The organism is Streptomyces eurythermus (assembly GCF_014649115.1).
Classification (GTDB): domain Bacteria; phylum Actinomycetota; class Actinomycetes; order Streptomycetales; family Streptomycetaceae; genus Streptomyces; species Streptomyces eurythermus.
The window spans coordinates 39,021-53,137 of sequence record NZ_BMSK01000015.1; the positions used below are offsets into that span (position 1 = coordinate 39,021).

At 74.8% G+C, this 14,117-nt stretch carries 13 protein-coding genes; 5 read left to right on the forward strand and 8 right to left on the reverse strand.

Annotated elements, in window-relative coordinates; genetic code table 11:
- Positions 1-3 precede the first annotated feature (3 nt).
- Genes nadC through IE251_RS26945 form a run of 4 tightly spaced genes read right to left on the reverse strand, consistent with a single transcriptional unit; the run spans position 4 to position 4,650 of the window.
- A complete protein-coding gene (gene nadC / locus IE251_RS26930) occupies positions 4-981 on the reverse strand; it encodes a carboxylating nicotinate-nucleotide diphosphorylase (protein ID WP_189755604.1) in 978 nt (325 codons plus the stop codon).
- 5 nt (positions 982-986) lie between these two features.
- Positions 987-2,708, reverse strand: a complete 1,722-nt coding sequence (locus IE251_RS26935; protein ID WP_189755605.1) for an L-aspartate oxidase — start codon at positions 2,706-2,708, stop codon at positions 987-989.
- Entirely contained in the window at positions 2,705-3,697 is a 993-nt protein-coding gene (gene panC, locus IE251_RS26940; RefSeq protein ID WP_189755606.1) for a pantoate--beta-alanine ligase, read from the reverse strand. Before panC ends, IE251_RS26935 begins: the two co-directional genes overlap by 4 nt.
- Positions 3,694-4,650, reverse strand: coding sequence for a Rossmann-like and DUF2520 domain-containing protein (locus IE251_RS26945; RefSeq protein WP_189755607.1), 957 nt, complete (start codon positions 4,648-4,650; stop codon positions 3,694-3,696). Before IE251_RS26945 ends, panC begins: the two co-directional genes overlap by 4 nt.
- 170 nt (positions 4,651-4,820) lie before the next feature.
- On the opposite strand from IE251_RS26945, the gene IE251_RS26950 reads away from it, so the two are divergent.
- A complete protein-coding gene (locus tag IE251_RS26950; protein WP_189755608.1) occupies positions 4,821-6,017 on the forward strand; it encodes a threonine aldolase family protein in 1,197 nt (398 codons plus the stop codon).
- Positions 6,018-6,178: 161 nt separating this feature from the next.
- Here the strand turns inward: IE251_RS26950 and IE251_RS26955 are convergent, their stop codons facing one another.
- A complete protein-coding gene (locus IE251_RS26955) occupies positions 6,179-6,385 on the reverse strand; it encodes a hypothetical protein (RefSeq protein WP_189755609.1) in 207 nt (68 codons plus the stop codon).
- Positions 6,386-6,549: 164 nt separating this feature from the next.
- Here IE251_RS26955 and IE251_RS26960 point away from each other — a divergent pair, with 164 nt between their 5' ends.
- Positions 6,550-7,653 carry a DUF5937 family protein gene (locus IE251_RS26960; protein ID WP_189755610.1) on the forward strand — a complete coding sequence of 368 codons (1,104 nt, stop codon included), beginning with the start codon at positions 6,550-6,552 and terminating at the stop codon, positions 7,651-7,653.
- A gap of 27 nt (positions 7,654-7,680) precedes the next feature.
- Here the strand turns inward: IE251_RS26960 and IE251_RS26965 are convergent, their stop codons facing one another.
- The gene (locus tag IE251_RS26965; protein WP_189755611.1) at positions 7,681-8,352 is read right to left on the reverse strand and encodes a response regulator; all 672 of its coding nucleotides are present in this window, start codon (positions 8,350-8,352) and stop codon (positions 7,681-7,683) included.
- A 71-nt stretch (positions 8,353-8,423) separates the two neighbouring features.
- Positions 8,424-9,629 (reverse strand): sensor histidine kinase, encoded by a 1,206-nt coding sequence (locus tag IE251_RS26970; protein ID WP_189755612.1) that lies wholly within the window; start codon positions 9,627-9,629, stop codon positions 8,424-8,426.
- A 118-nt stretch (positions 9,630-9,747) separates the two neighbouring features.
- On the opposite strand from IE251_RS26970, the gene IE251_RS26975 reads away from it, so the two are divergent.
- The gene (locus tag IE251_RS26975) at positions 9,748-10,878 is read left to right on the forward strand and encodes an SAM-dependent methyltransferase (protein ID WP_189755613.1); all 1,131 of its coding nucleotides are present in this window, start codon (positions 9,748-9,750) and stop codon (positions 10,876-10,878) included.
- A 24-nt stretch (positions 10,879-10,902) separates the two neighbouring features.
- Here IE251_RS26975 and IE251_RS26980 read toward each other — a convergent pair whose 3' ends face one another.
- The gene (locus tag IE251_RS26980; RefSeq protein ID WP_189755614.1) at positions 10,903-12,054 is read right to left on the reverse strand and encodes an NADH-quinone oxidoreductase subunit D; all 1,152 of its coding nucleotides are present in this window, start codon (positions 12,052-12,054) and stop codon (positions 10,903-10,905) included.
- A gap of 31 nt (positions 12,055-12,085) precedes the next feature.
- Between IE251_RS26980 and IE251_RS26985 the strand changes: the two genes are divergently transcribed.
- Entirely contained in the window at positions 12,086-12,589 is a 504-nt protein-coding gene (locus tag IE251_RS26985; RefSeq protein ID WP_189755615.1) for a PH domain-containing protein, read from the forward strand.
- 101 nt (positions 12,590-12,690) lie between these two features.
- Complete coding sequence (locus IE251_RS26990; protein ID WP_189755754.1) at positions 12,691-14,031, forward strand: PH domain-containing protein; 1,341 nt, start codon at positions 12,691-12,693, stop codon at positions 14,029-14,031.
- Positions 14,032-14,117 lie beyond the last annotated feature (86 nt).

Below are 14,117 nucleotides of genomic sequence, written 5' to 3' on the forward strand. Positions count from 1 at the left end.
GCGTTACTCCGCTTCGCGCAGATCCAGGCCGATGTCCAGGATCGGCGAGGAGTGGGTGAGCGCGCCGACGGCCAGGAAGTCCACGCCCGTGTCGGCGTACGCGCGCGCGTTCGCGAGCGTCAGCCGGCCGGAGGCCTCCAGCAGCGCCCGGCCGCCGACGATGCCGACGGCCTCCTCGCACTCGCCGGGCGTGAAGTTGTCCAGCAGGATCAGGTCGGCGCCCGCGTCCACCACCTCGCGCAGCTGGTGCAGGGTGTCGACCTCGACCTCGATCGGCACGTCCGGGAATGCCTCCCGTACGGCCTTGAATGCCTGTGCGACGCCGCCGGCGGCGACCACGTGGTTGTCCTTCACCAGGGCCGCGTCGGACAGCGACATGCGGTGGTTGACGCCGCCGCCGCAGCGGACGGCGAACTTCTCCAGCGCGCGCAGGCCCGGGGTCGTCTTGCGGGTGTCGCGCACGCGCGCCTTGGTGCCCTCCAGCGCGTCCGCCCATGCGCGCGTGGCGGTCGCGATGCCGGACAGCCGGCACAGCAGGTTCAGGGCGCTGCGCTCGGCGGTGAGCAGGTCACGGGTGCGCGTGGTGACCGACAGCAGCTTCTGCCCGGCCTCGACGCGGTCGCCGTCCTCGACGTGCCGCTCGACCTCGAACTCGTCCGTGCAGACCACGGAGAGCACGGCCTCGGCGACCCGGAGGCCGGCCACGACGCCCGCCTCGCGCGCGGTGAAGTCGCCGGTGGCCACCGCGTCCTCGGGGATGGTCGAGACCGTGGTCACGTCCACGCCGCCGGCCAGGTCCTCCTGGATGGCGACGGTGGCGATGTCCTCGACCTCGACGGGGTCGAGCCCGGCGGCGGCCAGCAGCTCGGCGAGCGCGGGGTCCAGCCCGCACTCCAGGTACTCCTCATCCCCCTCGGCGCCGCAGCCGCAGCCGTCGCCGCAGCCGCCGGTCGGGGCGAGAGGAAGGTCGTCGGTGCTCACGTCTGTCACTGCTCCTGGGGGCGCTGGGTCTGCCGGGTCGGGGGGAAGTCTGCGGTGTCGGTGGTGCGTACGGCCAGCGACCGGTCGGGGTTGAGCCGTACGACGATGTGGCGCCGCCAGTGGGCGTCGTCGCGGTCGGCGCGGTCCTCGCGCCAGTGGCAGCCGCGGGTCTCCTCGCGCAGCCGGGCGGCGGCGACCAGGGCCCGGGCCACGCACAGGAGGTTGGTGGCCTCCCAGGTGTCCACGCCGGGCTCGGCGGTCTTGCCGTTCTCCTCCAGCGCCTCCCGGGCCTCGGCGTGCAGCCGCTGGAGCTGGTCGGCGGCCCGGGCGAGGGACGCCTCGGAGCGCAGCACGCCCGCGCCCTCGGTCATGATCCGCTGGATGGCGAAGCGGGTCTCGGCGGCGAGCAGCGGGTGGGCCGGCTGGTCCGGCTGCGGGACCGGCGCGGGCACGCGCGCGTGGAGGCCGTCGGCCGCCCGCTCGGCGGCGATGTCGGCGGCGATCCGCTCGGCGTAGACGAGCCCTTCGAGCAGGGAGTTGGAGGCGAGCCGGTTGGCGCCGTGCACGCCGGTGCAGGCCACCTCGCCGCACGCGTACAGGCCGGGCACGGTGGTGCGGCCGTGGGCGTCGGTACGCACGCCTCCGGAGGCGTAGTGCGCGGCCGGGGCGATCGGGATGGGCTCGGTGACCGGGTCGATGCCGTGCGCGCGGCAGGCGGCCAGGATGGTCGGGAAGCGCTGCTCCCACATCTGGGCGCCGAAGTGCCGGGCGTCCAGGTACATGTGCTCGGCGTCCTGCTCCAGCATCCGCCGCAGGATGCCCTTGGCGACGATGTCGCGGGGTGCCAGCTCGGCCAGTTCGTGCCGGCCCAGCATGAAGCGCACACCGTCGCCGTCGACCAGGTGGGCGCCCTCGCCGCGCACCGCCTCGGAGACCAGCGGCTGCTGGCCCTCGGCGTCCGCGCCGAGGAACAGCACCGTCGGGTGGAACTGCACGAACTCCAGGTCGGAGACCTCGGCGCCCGCGCGCAGCGCCAGCGCCACACCGTCGCCGGTCGACACCGACGGGTTGGTGGTCGCGGAGTACACCTGGCCCATGCCGCCGGTCGCGAGGACCACCGCGGGGGCGTGCACGGCGCCCACGCCGTCGTGCTGGCCCTCGCCCATCACGTGCAGGGTGACACCGGCCGTACGGCCGTCGGCGTCCGTCAGCAGGTCCAGGACCAGCGCGTTCTCGATGGTGTGCAGCCCGCGCGCGCGTACCGCCGCCACCAGGGCGCGGGAGACCTCCGCGCCGGTGGCGTCACCGCCGGCGTGCGCGATGCGGCGCCGGTGGTGGCCGCCCTCGCGGGTGAGGTGGATGTCGCCCTCGTCGTCGGTGTCGAAGTGGGCGCCGGTGGAGATCAGCCGCCGGACCGCGTCGGGGCCCTCGGTGACGAGGATCCGTACGGCCTCCTCGTCGCACAGGCCCGCGCCGGCCACGAGGGTGTCCTCGAGGTGCTGTTCGGGTGTGTCGCCCTCGCCGAGGGCGGCCGCGATGCCGCCCTGCGCCCAGCGCGTGGAGCCGTCGTCCAGCCGGGCCTTGGTGACCACGACGGTGGTCAGTCCGGCGGCCTGGCAGCGCAGGGCCGCGGTCAGGCCGGCCACCCCGGAGCCGACGACGACCACGTCCGCGGAGATGGCCCAGCCGGGGGCGGGCGCGTGCAGTCGTATGCCTGTGCTGGTCACGAGGCGGCTCCGAAGGTGAGGGGAATGTTGTCGATCAGCCGGGTCGCGCCGACCCGGGCGGCGACGGCGAGGACGGCCTCGCCGGTGAAGTCGTCGCCGATCTCGGTGAAGTCGGCGGGGTCGACCAGCGCCAGGTAGTCCAGCCGCAGCGGCGGGTCGAGGCGGGCGGCCTCGTCCAGCACCTGGCGGGCGGCGGCGCGCACGGCCGCCGGGCCGCCGGGCGCGGCGGTGGCCACGGCGTGCGCGTCGGCCGCCGCGCGGGACTCGCCTATGGCGCTCAACGCCTCGGCACGCGCGTGCGTGGAGGGCACTTCCCGGGCCCGCGCGCGCAGCGCCTCCTGCGCCGCGTGCCGGTCCCGGCCGGCGAACAGCGCGCGGGACAGCGCGAGCGCGGTCCGGCGCTCGTCCGGCGACAGGTAGCGGTTGCGGCTGGACAGGGCGAGCCCGTCCTCCTCGCGCACGGTCGGCACGGCGACGATCCCGACGCCGAAGTTCAGGTCCCGCACCATGCGCCGGATCAGGGCCAGCTGCTGGGCGTCCTTCTGCCCGAACAGGGCGATGTCGGGGCGGGTGAGGTGCAGCAGCTTGGCGACGACGGTGAGCATGCCGTCGAAGTGGCCGGGCCGCGAGGCACCCTCCAGGCGCTCTCCCATGGGCCCGGCGGAGACCCGCACCTGGGGCTCGCCGCCGGGGTACACCTCGTCAACGGAGGGCGCGAACACGGCGTCGGCGCCGGCCCGCCCGGCGAGTTCCAGGTCGGCGTCCAGGGTGCGCGGGTAGCGGTCCAGGTCCTCGCCCGCGCCGAACTGGAGCGGGTTGACGAAGACGGTGACGACGACCTCGCCGTCCGGGCCCGCGATCTGGCGCGCGGAGCGGATCAGGGTCGCGTGGCCCTCGTGCAGGGCGCCCATGGTCATCACGACGGCGCGGCGGCCGTGGCGCACGCGCGCGTGCAGCTCTTCGGCGGTGCTCAGCAGGGCGGTGGTCATCGGTCGTTCCCCTCGGTGCCGGTCGTGCCCTCGTCTCCCTGGTCCGGTCGGCCCCCGTCGGCGAGTACCCCCAGGAGGTCCTCGGCGAGTTCCGCCTTCAGCAGGCCGGCCGCCAGCGCGCGGTCGGCGGTCGCGCGGGCCATGGCGAGATAGCCGGCCACGGTCTGCGGGGCGTGCTTGCGCAGCTCGGTGATGTGCGCGGCGACCGTGCCGGCGTCCCCGCGCGCGACCGGGCCGGTCAGGGCGGCGTCGCCGGAGCGCAGCGCGTTGTCCAGGGAGGCGCCGAGCAGCGGGCCGAGCATCCGGTCGGGCGCGCCGACGCCGGCCGTGCGCAGCAGCTCCATGGCCTGCGCGACCAGGGTCACCAGGTGGTTGGAGCCGAGGGCGAGGGCCGCGTGGTACAGCGGGCGGTTCTCCTCGCTGATCCACTCCGGCTCGCCGCCCATCTCGATCACCAGGGCCTCGGCGGCCAGCCGCAGCTCCTCGGGCGCGGTGACGCCGAAGGAGCAGCCCGCCAGGCGCTGCACGTCCACGGGGGTGCCGGTGAAGGTCATCGCCGGGTGCAGGGCCAGCGGCAGCGCGCCCGCGCGCAGGGCGGGGTCCAGGACCTTCGCGCCGTACCGGCCGGAGGTGTGCACCAGCAGCTGGCCCGGCCGTACCGCGCCGGTCTCGGCGAGGCCGGCGACCAGCCCGGGCAGGGCGTCGTCGGGGACGGTGAGCAGCACCAGGTCCGCGCGCTGGAGGACCTCGGCGGGCGGCACCAGGGGGACGTCCGGGAGCATGGCCTCGGCGCGCCTGCGGGAGGCGTCGGAGACTCCGGAGACGGCCACCGGGCGGTGCCCGGCGAGCTGGAGGGACGCGGCCAGCGCGGGGCCCACGCGGCCGGCGCCGACGACACCGACGGTGAGCCGCGCGGGGCGGTCCTTGAGGTCTGGCTGGTGGACTGTACTCACGCGACGGCGGCCTTCCCGTTCCAGTCCGCTCTGGGTACCGGACGATTTCTCGTCATGTTAACGCTATCGGGTGGGGCGGCGGCCGGTTGTCCACAGGCTGTGGGTTTGTCCACACGCTCCGGCACGGAAAACCGACTGCCCGCGCGCGCGTGGGGCGGCATGATCCGTCCATGACTGATGCGGTGGTACCGGACGGGCACGAGGACGACGACCGGCGGGCGGGCGCGGAGCCCACGGCGGCCGAGCGGATGCGGGAGCGGCGCCGGGCCGCCTTCGCCAAGGCGGAACGGGTGCTGTGGCGGCCGGGCTTCCGGCGCACGGTCCGCGAGCGGCTGGCGGTCCTGGAGGCGGCGTCCGAGGTGTACGACCTCGACCGTTTCGCGGACATCTACGGCGACGGGATCGTGGAGGACCTGGAGCAGCGGGTCGCGGCCCTGCTCGGCACGGAGGCCGCCGCGTTCTTCCCGACCGGCACGATGGCCCAGCAGGTGGCCTTGCGCTGCTGGGCGGGCCGCACCGGGAGTCCCACGGTGGCCCTGCACGCCCTGGCCCACCCCGAGGTGCACGAACGGCATGCGTTCAGCCAGGTCAGCGGGTTGCGGCCGGTACGTGTGACCGGGGAGCCCCGGCTGCCCACGGCGGCCGAGATACGCGACTTCCCCGAGCCCTTCGGGACGCTGATGCTGGAACTGCCCCTCAGGGACGCCGGTTTCGTGCTGCCCACCTGGGAGGAGCTGACCGAGGTCGTCGAGGCCGCGCGGGAGCGGGACGCGGTGGTGCACTTCGACGGCGCGCGCCTGTGGGAGTGCACGCTCCACTTCGGCCGGTCCCTGGCGGAGATCGCGGGCCTGGCCGACAGCGTCTACGTGTCGTTCTACAAGTCCCTCGACGGCTTCGGCGGGGCCGCGCTGGCCGGCCCGCGGACGCTGGTGGAGGAGGCCAGGACCTGGCGGCACCGGTACGGCGGCACGGTCTACCAGCAGTTCCCCACCGTGCTGTCCGCGCTCGTCGGGCTGGAGCGCGAGCTGCACCGGCTGCCGGAGTACGTGCGGCACGCGCGCGTGGTCGCCGCCGCGCTGCGCGAGGGGCTCGCGGCGGCCGGGGTGCCGTGGGCCCGCGTGCACCCCGAGGAGCCGCACACCAACGAGTTCCGGGTCTGGCTGCCGTACGACGCCGACGTCCTGATGGAGGCCGCCGTGTCCCAGGCCGAGGAGACGGGCACGTTCCTCTTCGCCGACGCCTGGGACCGGGGCGGCCCGGGGCTGGCGTTCACCGAGGTCTCGGTGCGCGCGCAGGGCCTGGAGTGGACGGCGGACGACGTACGGGCGGCCGTCGCCGACTTCGTCCGCCGGCTGCCCGGCGCCTGACCGGCGCGCGGAAGGGACCGCAGGCGGGGGCCGGGAACGCTACGGCACCCGCGTGCCGGAGCCGTGGCGCACCACGGCATCACGGCGGCGGACGGCGACGCGGCCGCCGGTGGCACGTTCTCCGAGGGCACGGCCGCCGCGATCGCGGACCGCGCGGGCCGTCACAGCGCTCTCGGGCTCAGCCAGCGGCGCAGGGCGTACCGCAGCCTGCCCCGGGCCGGGCGCTCGGCGACGACGGCGCTGAAGTGCCGGTACTCCCGCACCTCACGCAGCGCGGCCAGGTCGTGCAGGCCCGGCGCGGGCGGTTCGGGCTCGCCGTGCAGGCGGGCGCGGTAGCTGTCGAGGAGATACTGCTGCGTGATGCTCATGGCGGATCGCCTTCTCGGGACGTTGGCTGATCGGGTGACTGATCGGGCTCCGCGGCTGCCCCGGTGCCTTCAGCCTGCTGTCCGTCCCGTGCGGTTGTCCCGTCGATTGACGGCAGCCGTCAATCGACGGGGGCGTTGTCAGTGGGCGGGTGCACGATGGGTGCATGAGCGTGACCATCGACATCACCGGACTGCCCCTGGAGCGGATCACCGTCGTACCGTCTCCGCTGGCGGAGTTGGGGATGGCGCTGCACGCGCTGAGCGAGCCCGGCCACCATCCCGACCTGCGGGGCTGGGCGACCGCCGTCTCCTCCCGGCTGGAGCCCTGCCTGGCCGACCGGCTGTGCGAGGCGGACTTCCTGTGGCGTTCGACGTTCTCGGACGTCTTCGCGCCGTTCGCCGGCATCCCGGGCGGGCGCGCCATGCCCGGGGCCACGCTCGCCGAAGAGCTGGACCTGCTCGACAAACTGACGGACGAGCAGTTCGTCCACGCGGCGCTGGAGTTCACCTGCCTGTTGCGCTACGACGTCCAGGAGACCGGTCCGCTGGACGACCCGGAGCTGCGCCGGCGCTCCCTGGAGCTGGCCGCCGCGCGCGGGTCCGTGCAGGAGCGGTTCACCCGCCGTCTGCTGTCGGATCCGCCGGCCGTGCGCGCCTGGTTCCGGCAGCTGATGCTCGACTGCGACGACGCGTTCTTCGCCGACACCTGGGCCCGTATCCAGCCCCAGCTGGCCGCGGACGCCCGGCACAAGACCGAGCTGCTGCGGCGCAAGGGGCTCGGGGAAGCCCTCGCCTCCCTGTCCGGGGCGGTCTCGCTGGACGAGGAGGGCCGGGTGATCACGGTCGACAAGCTGGCGGTGGGCCGCACCGCCACCGGCGACGGCGGCCTGGTGCTGGTGCCGACCAGCCTCGGCTGGCCGCACGTGATGGTCCTGCACCGGTACGGCTGGCAGCCGACGATCACCTATCCGGCGAGCGGTCCCCGGCCGCAGGCCCCGTCCGTGGAGCAGCTCACGCGCCGGCTGGACGCGCTGGCGCACCCGGTGCGGATGCGGCTGTGCCGGCACCTGGCGCGCTCCCCGCACACCACCAGCGAGCTGGCCGAGGCGCACGGCATGACCGCGCCCGAGATATCCCGGCACCTGTCGGTGCTGAAGAAGGCGGGCCTGATCACCGACTGCCGTCGCGGCCGGTACGTCCAGCACCAGCTGGACCTGACCGCGGTGGCCCGGCTGGGCAGCGACTTCATCGAGGGCGTCCTGCGCTGAGCCGCCGGCCGGAGCCGGTCGTTGCCGTCAGCCGTGGCCGCCCGCGCGCACGAGTCCCGTCTCGTACGCCAGGACGACCACCTGTACCCGGTCCCTGAGGCCGAGCTTGGTCAGGATGCGGCCCACGTGGGTCTTCACCGTCGCCTCGCTCAGCACCAGCCGGGCCGCGATCTCGCCGTTGGACAGGCCCTGCGCGACCAGCACCATGACCTCGCGCTCGCGCTCCGTGAGCCGTTCCAGCTCCTTGTGCCGGGGCTCCTTGCCGGTGGCGGGCAGCATCGGCGCGAAGCGGTCCAGCAGCCGCCGGGTGGTGGAGGGCGCGACGACCGCGTCACCGCTGTGCACGGCGCGGATCGCGGCCAGCAGGTCGCCGGGCGGCACGTCCTTGAGCATGAAGCCGGAGGCGCCCGCCTTGAGCCCGGAGAAGGCGTACTCGTCCAGGTCGAACGTGGTCAGGATGAGCACCTTCGGCGGGTCGGGCTCGGAGCAGATCCGCCGGGTGGCCTCCACGCCGTCCAGCTTCGGCATCCGGACGTCCATCAGGATCACGTCGACGGCGGTGGACCGCAGCACCTGGAGGGCCTCCACGCCGTCGCCCGCCTCCGCGACGACGTCCATGTCCGGCTGGGCGGCGAGCACCATCCGGAACCCGGTGCGCAGCAGCACCTGGTCGTCGACGAGCATCACGCGGATCGTCATGGGCCCTCTTCCGTGTCTTCTCGGTTGCCGTATTGGTGGTGCGGTGGGGCGCGCGGGGGCGCGCGACGGGGTCAGTGCGCCGGCTTGAGCGGCAGCAGGGCGCTGATGCGGAATCCTCCGCCGGGGCGCGGTCCCGCGTCCAGCGTGCCGCCGACCACGCCGACGCGCTCACGCATGCCGATCAGGCCGTGTCCCCGGCCGTCGGCGCCGCCCTCCTCGTACAGCTCGTGCGGGGCGCCCTTGCCGTCGTCCTCGACCAGCAGGCCCAGACCGTCGTCGAAGTAGACCAGCCGTACGCTCGCGCCCGCGCCCGGCCCGCCGTGCTTGCGGGTGTTGGTGAGCGCCTCCTGCACGATCCGGTACGCCGTCAGCTCCACCCCGCTGGGCAGCGGGCGCGGAGTGCCCTCGACCTTGAAGTCGACCGGCAGGCCGGAGCTGCGGCACTGCTCGATGAGGTCGTCGATCTGCTCGACGTCGGGCTGCGGGACGTACTCCCCGGTCTCCTGGTGCTCGCCGGTGCGCAGCACGCCCAGCAGGCGGCGCATCTCGGCCAGGGCCTGGCGACCGGTGGAGGAGATCGTCTCCAGGGCCTTCTTCGCCTGGTCGGGCGCGGTGTCCATCACGTAGTTGGCGCCGTCGGCCTGCACCACCATCACCGACACGTTGTGCGCGACCACGTCGTGCAGCTCGCGCGCGATCCGGGCGCGCTCGGCGGCGACCGCGACCTTCGCCTGTGCCTCGCGCTCCTTCTCCAGGCGGGCCGCGCGCTCCTCCAGCTGGGCGAAGTAGGCGCGCCGGGTGCGCATGGAGTCACCGAGCACCCAGGCGAGGGCGAAGGGCACCGTCTGGAAGACCACGATGGCGACCTGCCCGGCGAAACTGGCCTGCTCCTGCGGCCAGCGGATCTGGGCCGCGGCCGCCGCGCAGAGGCTGACGGCGAGCGCGAGCCGGGAGGCCCAGCGCGCCCCGACCGTCGCGACCGTGTAGGTGATCACCAGCATGGCGAAGTCGGCGACGGTCGTCTCGACGTCCAGGACCAGCTGGGCCAGCCCGGTCACCAGGGCGACCAGCAGCATCGGCTCCGGGAGCCGGCGGCGCAGCGCCACGACCACGCACAGGACGGCGGAGACGGCCAGACCGGCGGGCAGCGACCCGTGGTGATGCGGCGAGCCGTCCATGTTGACCTCGCCCACCCCGGACATCCCGAACAGGACGACGGCCCAGAAGGTGTCGACCCAGGTCGGGTGGCGACGGAGGAAGTCATAGAGGCGCTGCACGTAACCCAGCGTAGGGAAACCGAGTGCGTGTAGGGGTCAACCGGAGGGCCGATCCGCGCCCGGCGCGCGTACTCCGCAAGGTGGATGCCGTGTTCACCTGTGCGCCTAGTCTGGCTCCGTGACGGATGAGACGACGGGGGCACCTGCCGGGGCCCCGGGCCCGCGCGGCTGGCGCGCGGCGGCCGGGGCGGCGCTGTACGGGCCGGGCGGCTTCTACCGGCGCCCGGAAGGGCCGGCCGGTCACTTCCGCACCTCCGTACACGCCTCCCCGCTGTTCGCGCGGGCCGTGGCCCGGCTGCTGTGCCGGGTCGACGCGGCGCTCGGCCGGCCCGCCGTGCTGGACTTCGTCGACATGGCCGCCGGGCGGGGCGAGCTGGCCCGCGGGGTCCTCGCCGCGCTGCCGGCCGAGGTGGCCGCGCGCACGCGCGCTTACGCCGTCGAGATCGCCGGCCGTCCGGCCGGCCTGGACGAACGGATCCTCTGGCGCGACGAGGTCCCGGAGGAGGTCACCGGGCTGCTGTTCGCCAACGAGTGGCTGGACAACGTCCCCGTGGACGTCGTGGAGGTGGACGCGGCCGGCGTGCCCCGGCTGGTGCTCGTCGCGCGGGACGGCTCCGAGCGGCTCGGGGAGCCGGTGACGGGGGCGGCGGCCGACTGGCTCGCGCGCTGGTGGCCGCTGCCGGCCGAGGAGGGACTGCGGGCGGAGATCGGGCTGCCCCGGGACGAGGCCTGGGCGTCGGCCGTGGCGCGGCTGGCGCGGGGGCTCGCGGTGGCCGTGGACTACGCGCACACCGTGGACACGCGCCCGCCCTTCGGGACGCTCACCGGCTTCCGGGAGGGACGCGAGACGGCGCCCGTGCCGGACGGCTCGTGCGACATCACGGCGCACGTCGCGCTGGACGCGTGCGCGGCGGCACCGGGCCCGCCGCGCCCGGCGGACAGGCCGTACCCGCCGCACCCGCCGTCGGCTCCGGCACAGGCGTCCGCCGAAACGGCGCACGGAACTCCCGGAACAGCGCGCGAACTACCCCGCCCGCGCCTGCTCACGCAACGCGCTGCCTTGCGCGCCCTGGGCATCACCGGCGCACGCCCCCCGCTCACGCTGGCCTCCACGGACCCCGCCGGCTACGTACGCGCCCTCGCGAGCGCCGGGGAGGCCGCCGAACTCACGGCGGCGGGCGGCCTCGGCGACTTCCGCTGGCTGCTCCAGCCGGCCGGCATCCCGAACCCCCTGGAAGCGGACGCGTAGGCCCCGGGGCGGGCCCGTCGCGGCCTACTTGTCGATGTCGCCGACCACGAAGAACATCGAGCCCAGGATCGCGACCATGTCCGCCACCAGCGTTCCCGGCAGCAGCTCGGTCAGCGCCTGGATGTTGTTGTACGAGGCCGAGCGCAGCTTCAGCCGGTACGGGGTCTTCTCGCCCTTGCTCACCAGGTAGTAGCCGTTGATGCCGAGCGGGTTCTCGGTCCACGCGTACGTGTGCCCCTCGGGCGCCTTCAGCACCTTCGGCAGCCGCTGGTTGATCGGCCCGGGCGGCAGCTGGGCGAGCCGGTCCAGGCAGGCGTCGGCGAGGTCCAGGGCGTTGTGGGTCTGCGCCAGCAGCACCTCGAAGCGGGCGAGGCAGTCGCCCTCGGCGCGGGTCACCACCTTCAGCACGTCCTGGAGATCGCCGTAGGCCAGGTACGGCTCGTCGCGGCGCAGGTCGAAGTCGACGCCCGAGGCGCGCGCGATGGGCCCGCTCACGCCGTAGGCGTGCACCGCCTCGGGGGCGAGCTCCCCCACCCCGCGCGTGCGCCCCCGGAAGATCTCGTTGCCGAGCACCAGGTCGTCGAAGACGTCCATGCGCGAGCGCACCGCTGCGACGGCCGCACGCGCGCGTGCCGTCCAGCCCGCCGGCAGGTCCTCCTTGAGGCCGCCGACGCGGTTGAACATGTAGTGCATGCGCCCGCCGGAGACCTCCTCCATGACGTTCTGGAGCACCTCGCGCTCCCGGAAGGCGTAGAACACCGGCGTGATCCCGCCCAGCTCCAGCGGGTAGGAGCCGAGGAACATCAGGTGGTTCAGCACTCGGTTCAGCTCGGCGAGCAGGGTGCGCGTCCACACGGCCCGCTCGGGGACCTCCATGCCGAGCATCCGCTCCACGGCGAGGACCACGCCCAGCTCGTTGGAGAACGCCGACAGCCAGTCGTGGCGGTTGGCGAGCACGATGATCTGCCGGTAGTCGCGCGCCTCGAAGAGCTTCTCGGCGCCCCGGTGCATGTACCCGATCACCGGCTCCGCGCGCACGATGCGCTCGCCGTCCAGCACGAGCCTGAGCCGCAGCACGCCGTGCGTGGACGGGTGCTGGGGCCCGATGTTGAGCACCATGTCGGTGCTCTCCGCCGCACCGCCGATGCCGACCGTGGTCTCCGTCGTAGGAGTCATGGGCCCAGTTTCCCCTACGTAGGCTGGGCGCATGGAAACGGGGAGCCTGGACGGGACCGGAGCGCCGGCGGACCAGCCGGTGTGGCGGCGGCTGGAGCCGGGGCTGCTGCGGGTGCGGCGGCTGCTGCTGGCGGTGTGGGCGGGGGTGTTCGCGGTGGCGGCCGGGCTGCTGCCGGGACTCTTCGCGGGACCGGCGTGGGCCGCGTGCGCGCTGCTGCCACTGGTGTGCGCCGCCACATGCTGGCGGCTGCTGGAGCGCAACTGGCGCTCCTGGCGGTACGCCGAGCGAGCCGACGACCTGCTGATCAGCCGCGGTGTCCTGTGGCGCGAGGAGACGGTGGTGCCGTACGGGCGGATGCAGCTGGTGGAGGTGACCTCCGGGCCCCTGGAGCGGCGCTTCGGGCTGGCCACCGTACAGCTGCACACGGCCGCCGCCGCGACCGACGCGACCATCCCCGGCCTCGACCCGGCCGAGGCGGAACGGCTGCGCGACCGGCTCACCGAGCTGGGCGAGGCACGATCGGCGGGCCTGTGACGTCCCGGGAGCGGGCCGAGGGCCCGGGCGACGGCATACCCGGGCGGGCCGAGGGCACGGGCGACGGCACACCCGGGCGGGGCGAGCGCGCGGACGCCGGTGTGCCGGAGCGGGGCGAGCGCGCGGATGTCGGCGTACCCGGTCGGGCGCCCGTCATCGAGCGCCGGCTGCACCCGGTCACGCCCCTGCGCCGGGCGTGGGCGCCGCTCGCGGTGCTGGCCGGCTGGGCGGTGCACGACCCGAACGCCGCGCAGGAGCAGCTCGCACGGCTCACGGACACCATGCTCCTGCTGGGTATCGCGGTACTGGTGCCGGCGGCCGGCCTCTACGGCTTCCTGTCCTGGTGGTTCACGCACTACGCGGTCACCGACACCGAGCTGCGCATACGCACCGGACTGCTGTTCCGGCGCACCGCGCACATCCGGCTGGAACGCGTCCAGGCCGTGGACGTCTCCCGACCGCTCCTCGCGCGCGTGGCGGGCGTCGCCAAGCTGCGCATCGACGTCGTAGGCACCGACGACAAGGACGAACTGGCCTTTCTGAGCGAGCGCGAGGCGCGCGCCCTGCGCGCGGAGCTGCTCGCGCGCGCGGCCGGTTTCGCGCCCGAGACGGCGCGCGAGGTCGGCGAGGCACCGGCGCACGTCCTGCTGCGCGTGCCCCCGCGCGAGCTGGCGCGCTCCCTGGTGCTGACGGGCGCCACCTGGGGCTCGCTGTGCGCCGCGCTGGTCGTCCCCACCCTGCTGTGGCTCTTCACGGAGAACGTGTGGACGGTCCTCGTCACCGCCCTGCCGCTGCTCGGCACGGCCGGGGCGAGCAGCGTGGGCCGGTTCGTCACCGAGTTCGACTGGACGGTGAGCGAGTCGCCGGACGGGCTCCGCATCGACCGCGGGCTGCTGGACCGCGCCCATGAGACGGTGCCGCCCGGCCGGGTGCAGACGGTACGGATCGTGGAACCGCTGCTGTGGCGGTGGCGCGGCTGGGTCCGGGTCGAACTCGATGTGGCCGGATCCGACAACTCCGTACTGGTGCCGGTCGCCCCGCGCGCGGTCGCCGAGGCGGTCCTCGCGCGCGTGCTGCCCGGGGCGTCGGTGCCGGCCGGGCTGTCCCCCGTACCGCGCCGGGCCCGCTGGTGCGTGCCGGTGTGGTGGCGCGGGCACCGGCTCGCGGTCACCGGCCCGGTGTTCGCCGCCCGCAGCGGCCTGCTGTGCCGCCGGCTCTCGCTCGTGCCGCACGCCAAGGTGCAGAGCGTACGGCTCACCCAGGGGCCCTGGGAGCGGCGCTGGGGGCTCGCCGACGTACACGTGGACACCGGCGCCGGCAAGACCGTCACGGCCCGGCTGCGCGACGCCGGGGAGGCCGGGCGCCTCCTCGCCGAGCAGGCGGAGAGATCCCGTACGGGCCGCAGGGACGCCCCGCCGGACCGCTGGATGACGGCGCGCTGACCGACACGGGACCGGCGGGCCGGCCGACACGGGATCCGCGGCCGACATGCCTCGGGCCCGGCTTCCTCAGGGGAGGCCGGGCCCGT

Coding starts and splice junctions, on each gene's coding strand:
- IE251_RS26960 (WP_189755610.1), top strand. CDS start 6,550: ATGAGCGTGACCATCGACATCACCGGACTGCCCCTGGAGCGGATCACC.
- IE251_RS26980 (WP_189755614.1), bottom strand. CDS start 12,054: ATGACTCCTACGACGGAGACCACGGTCGGCATCGGCGGTGCGGCGGAG.
- IE251_RS26985 (WP_189755615.1), top strand. CDS start 12,086: ATGGAAACGGGGAGCCTGGACGGGACCGGAGCGCCGGCGGACCAGCCG.
- IE251_RS26955 (WP_189755609.1), bottom strand. CDS start 6,385: ATGAGCATCACGCAGCAGTATCTCCTCGACAGCTACCGCGCCCGCCTG.
- IE251_RS26965 (WP_189755611.1), bottom strand. CDS start 8,352: ATGACGATCCGCGTGATGCTCGTCGACGACCAGGTGCTGCTGCGCACC.
- IE251_RS26950 (WP_189755608.1), top strand. CDS start 4,821: ATGACTGATGCGGTGGTACCGGACGGGCACGAGGACGACGACCGGCGG.
- panC (WP_189755606.1), bottom strand. CDS start 3,697: ATGACCACCGCCCTGCTGAGCACCGCCGAAGAGCTGCACGCGCGCGTG.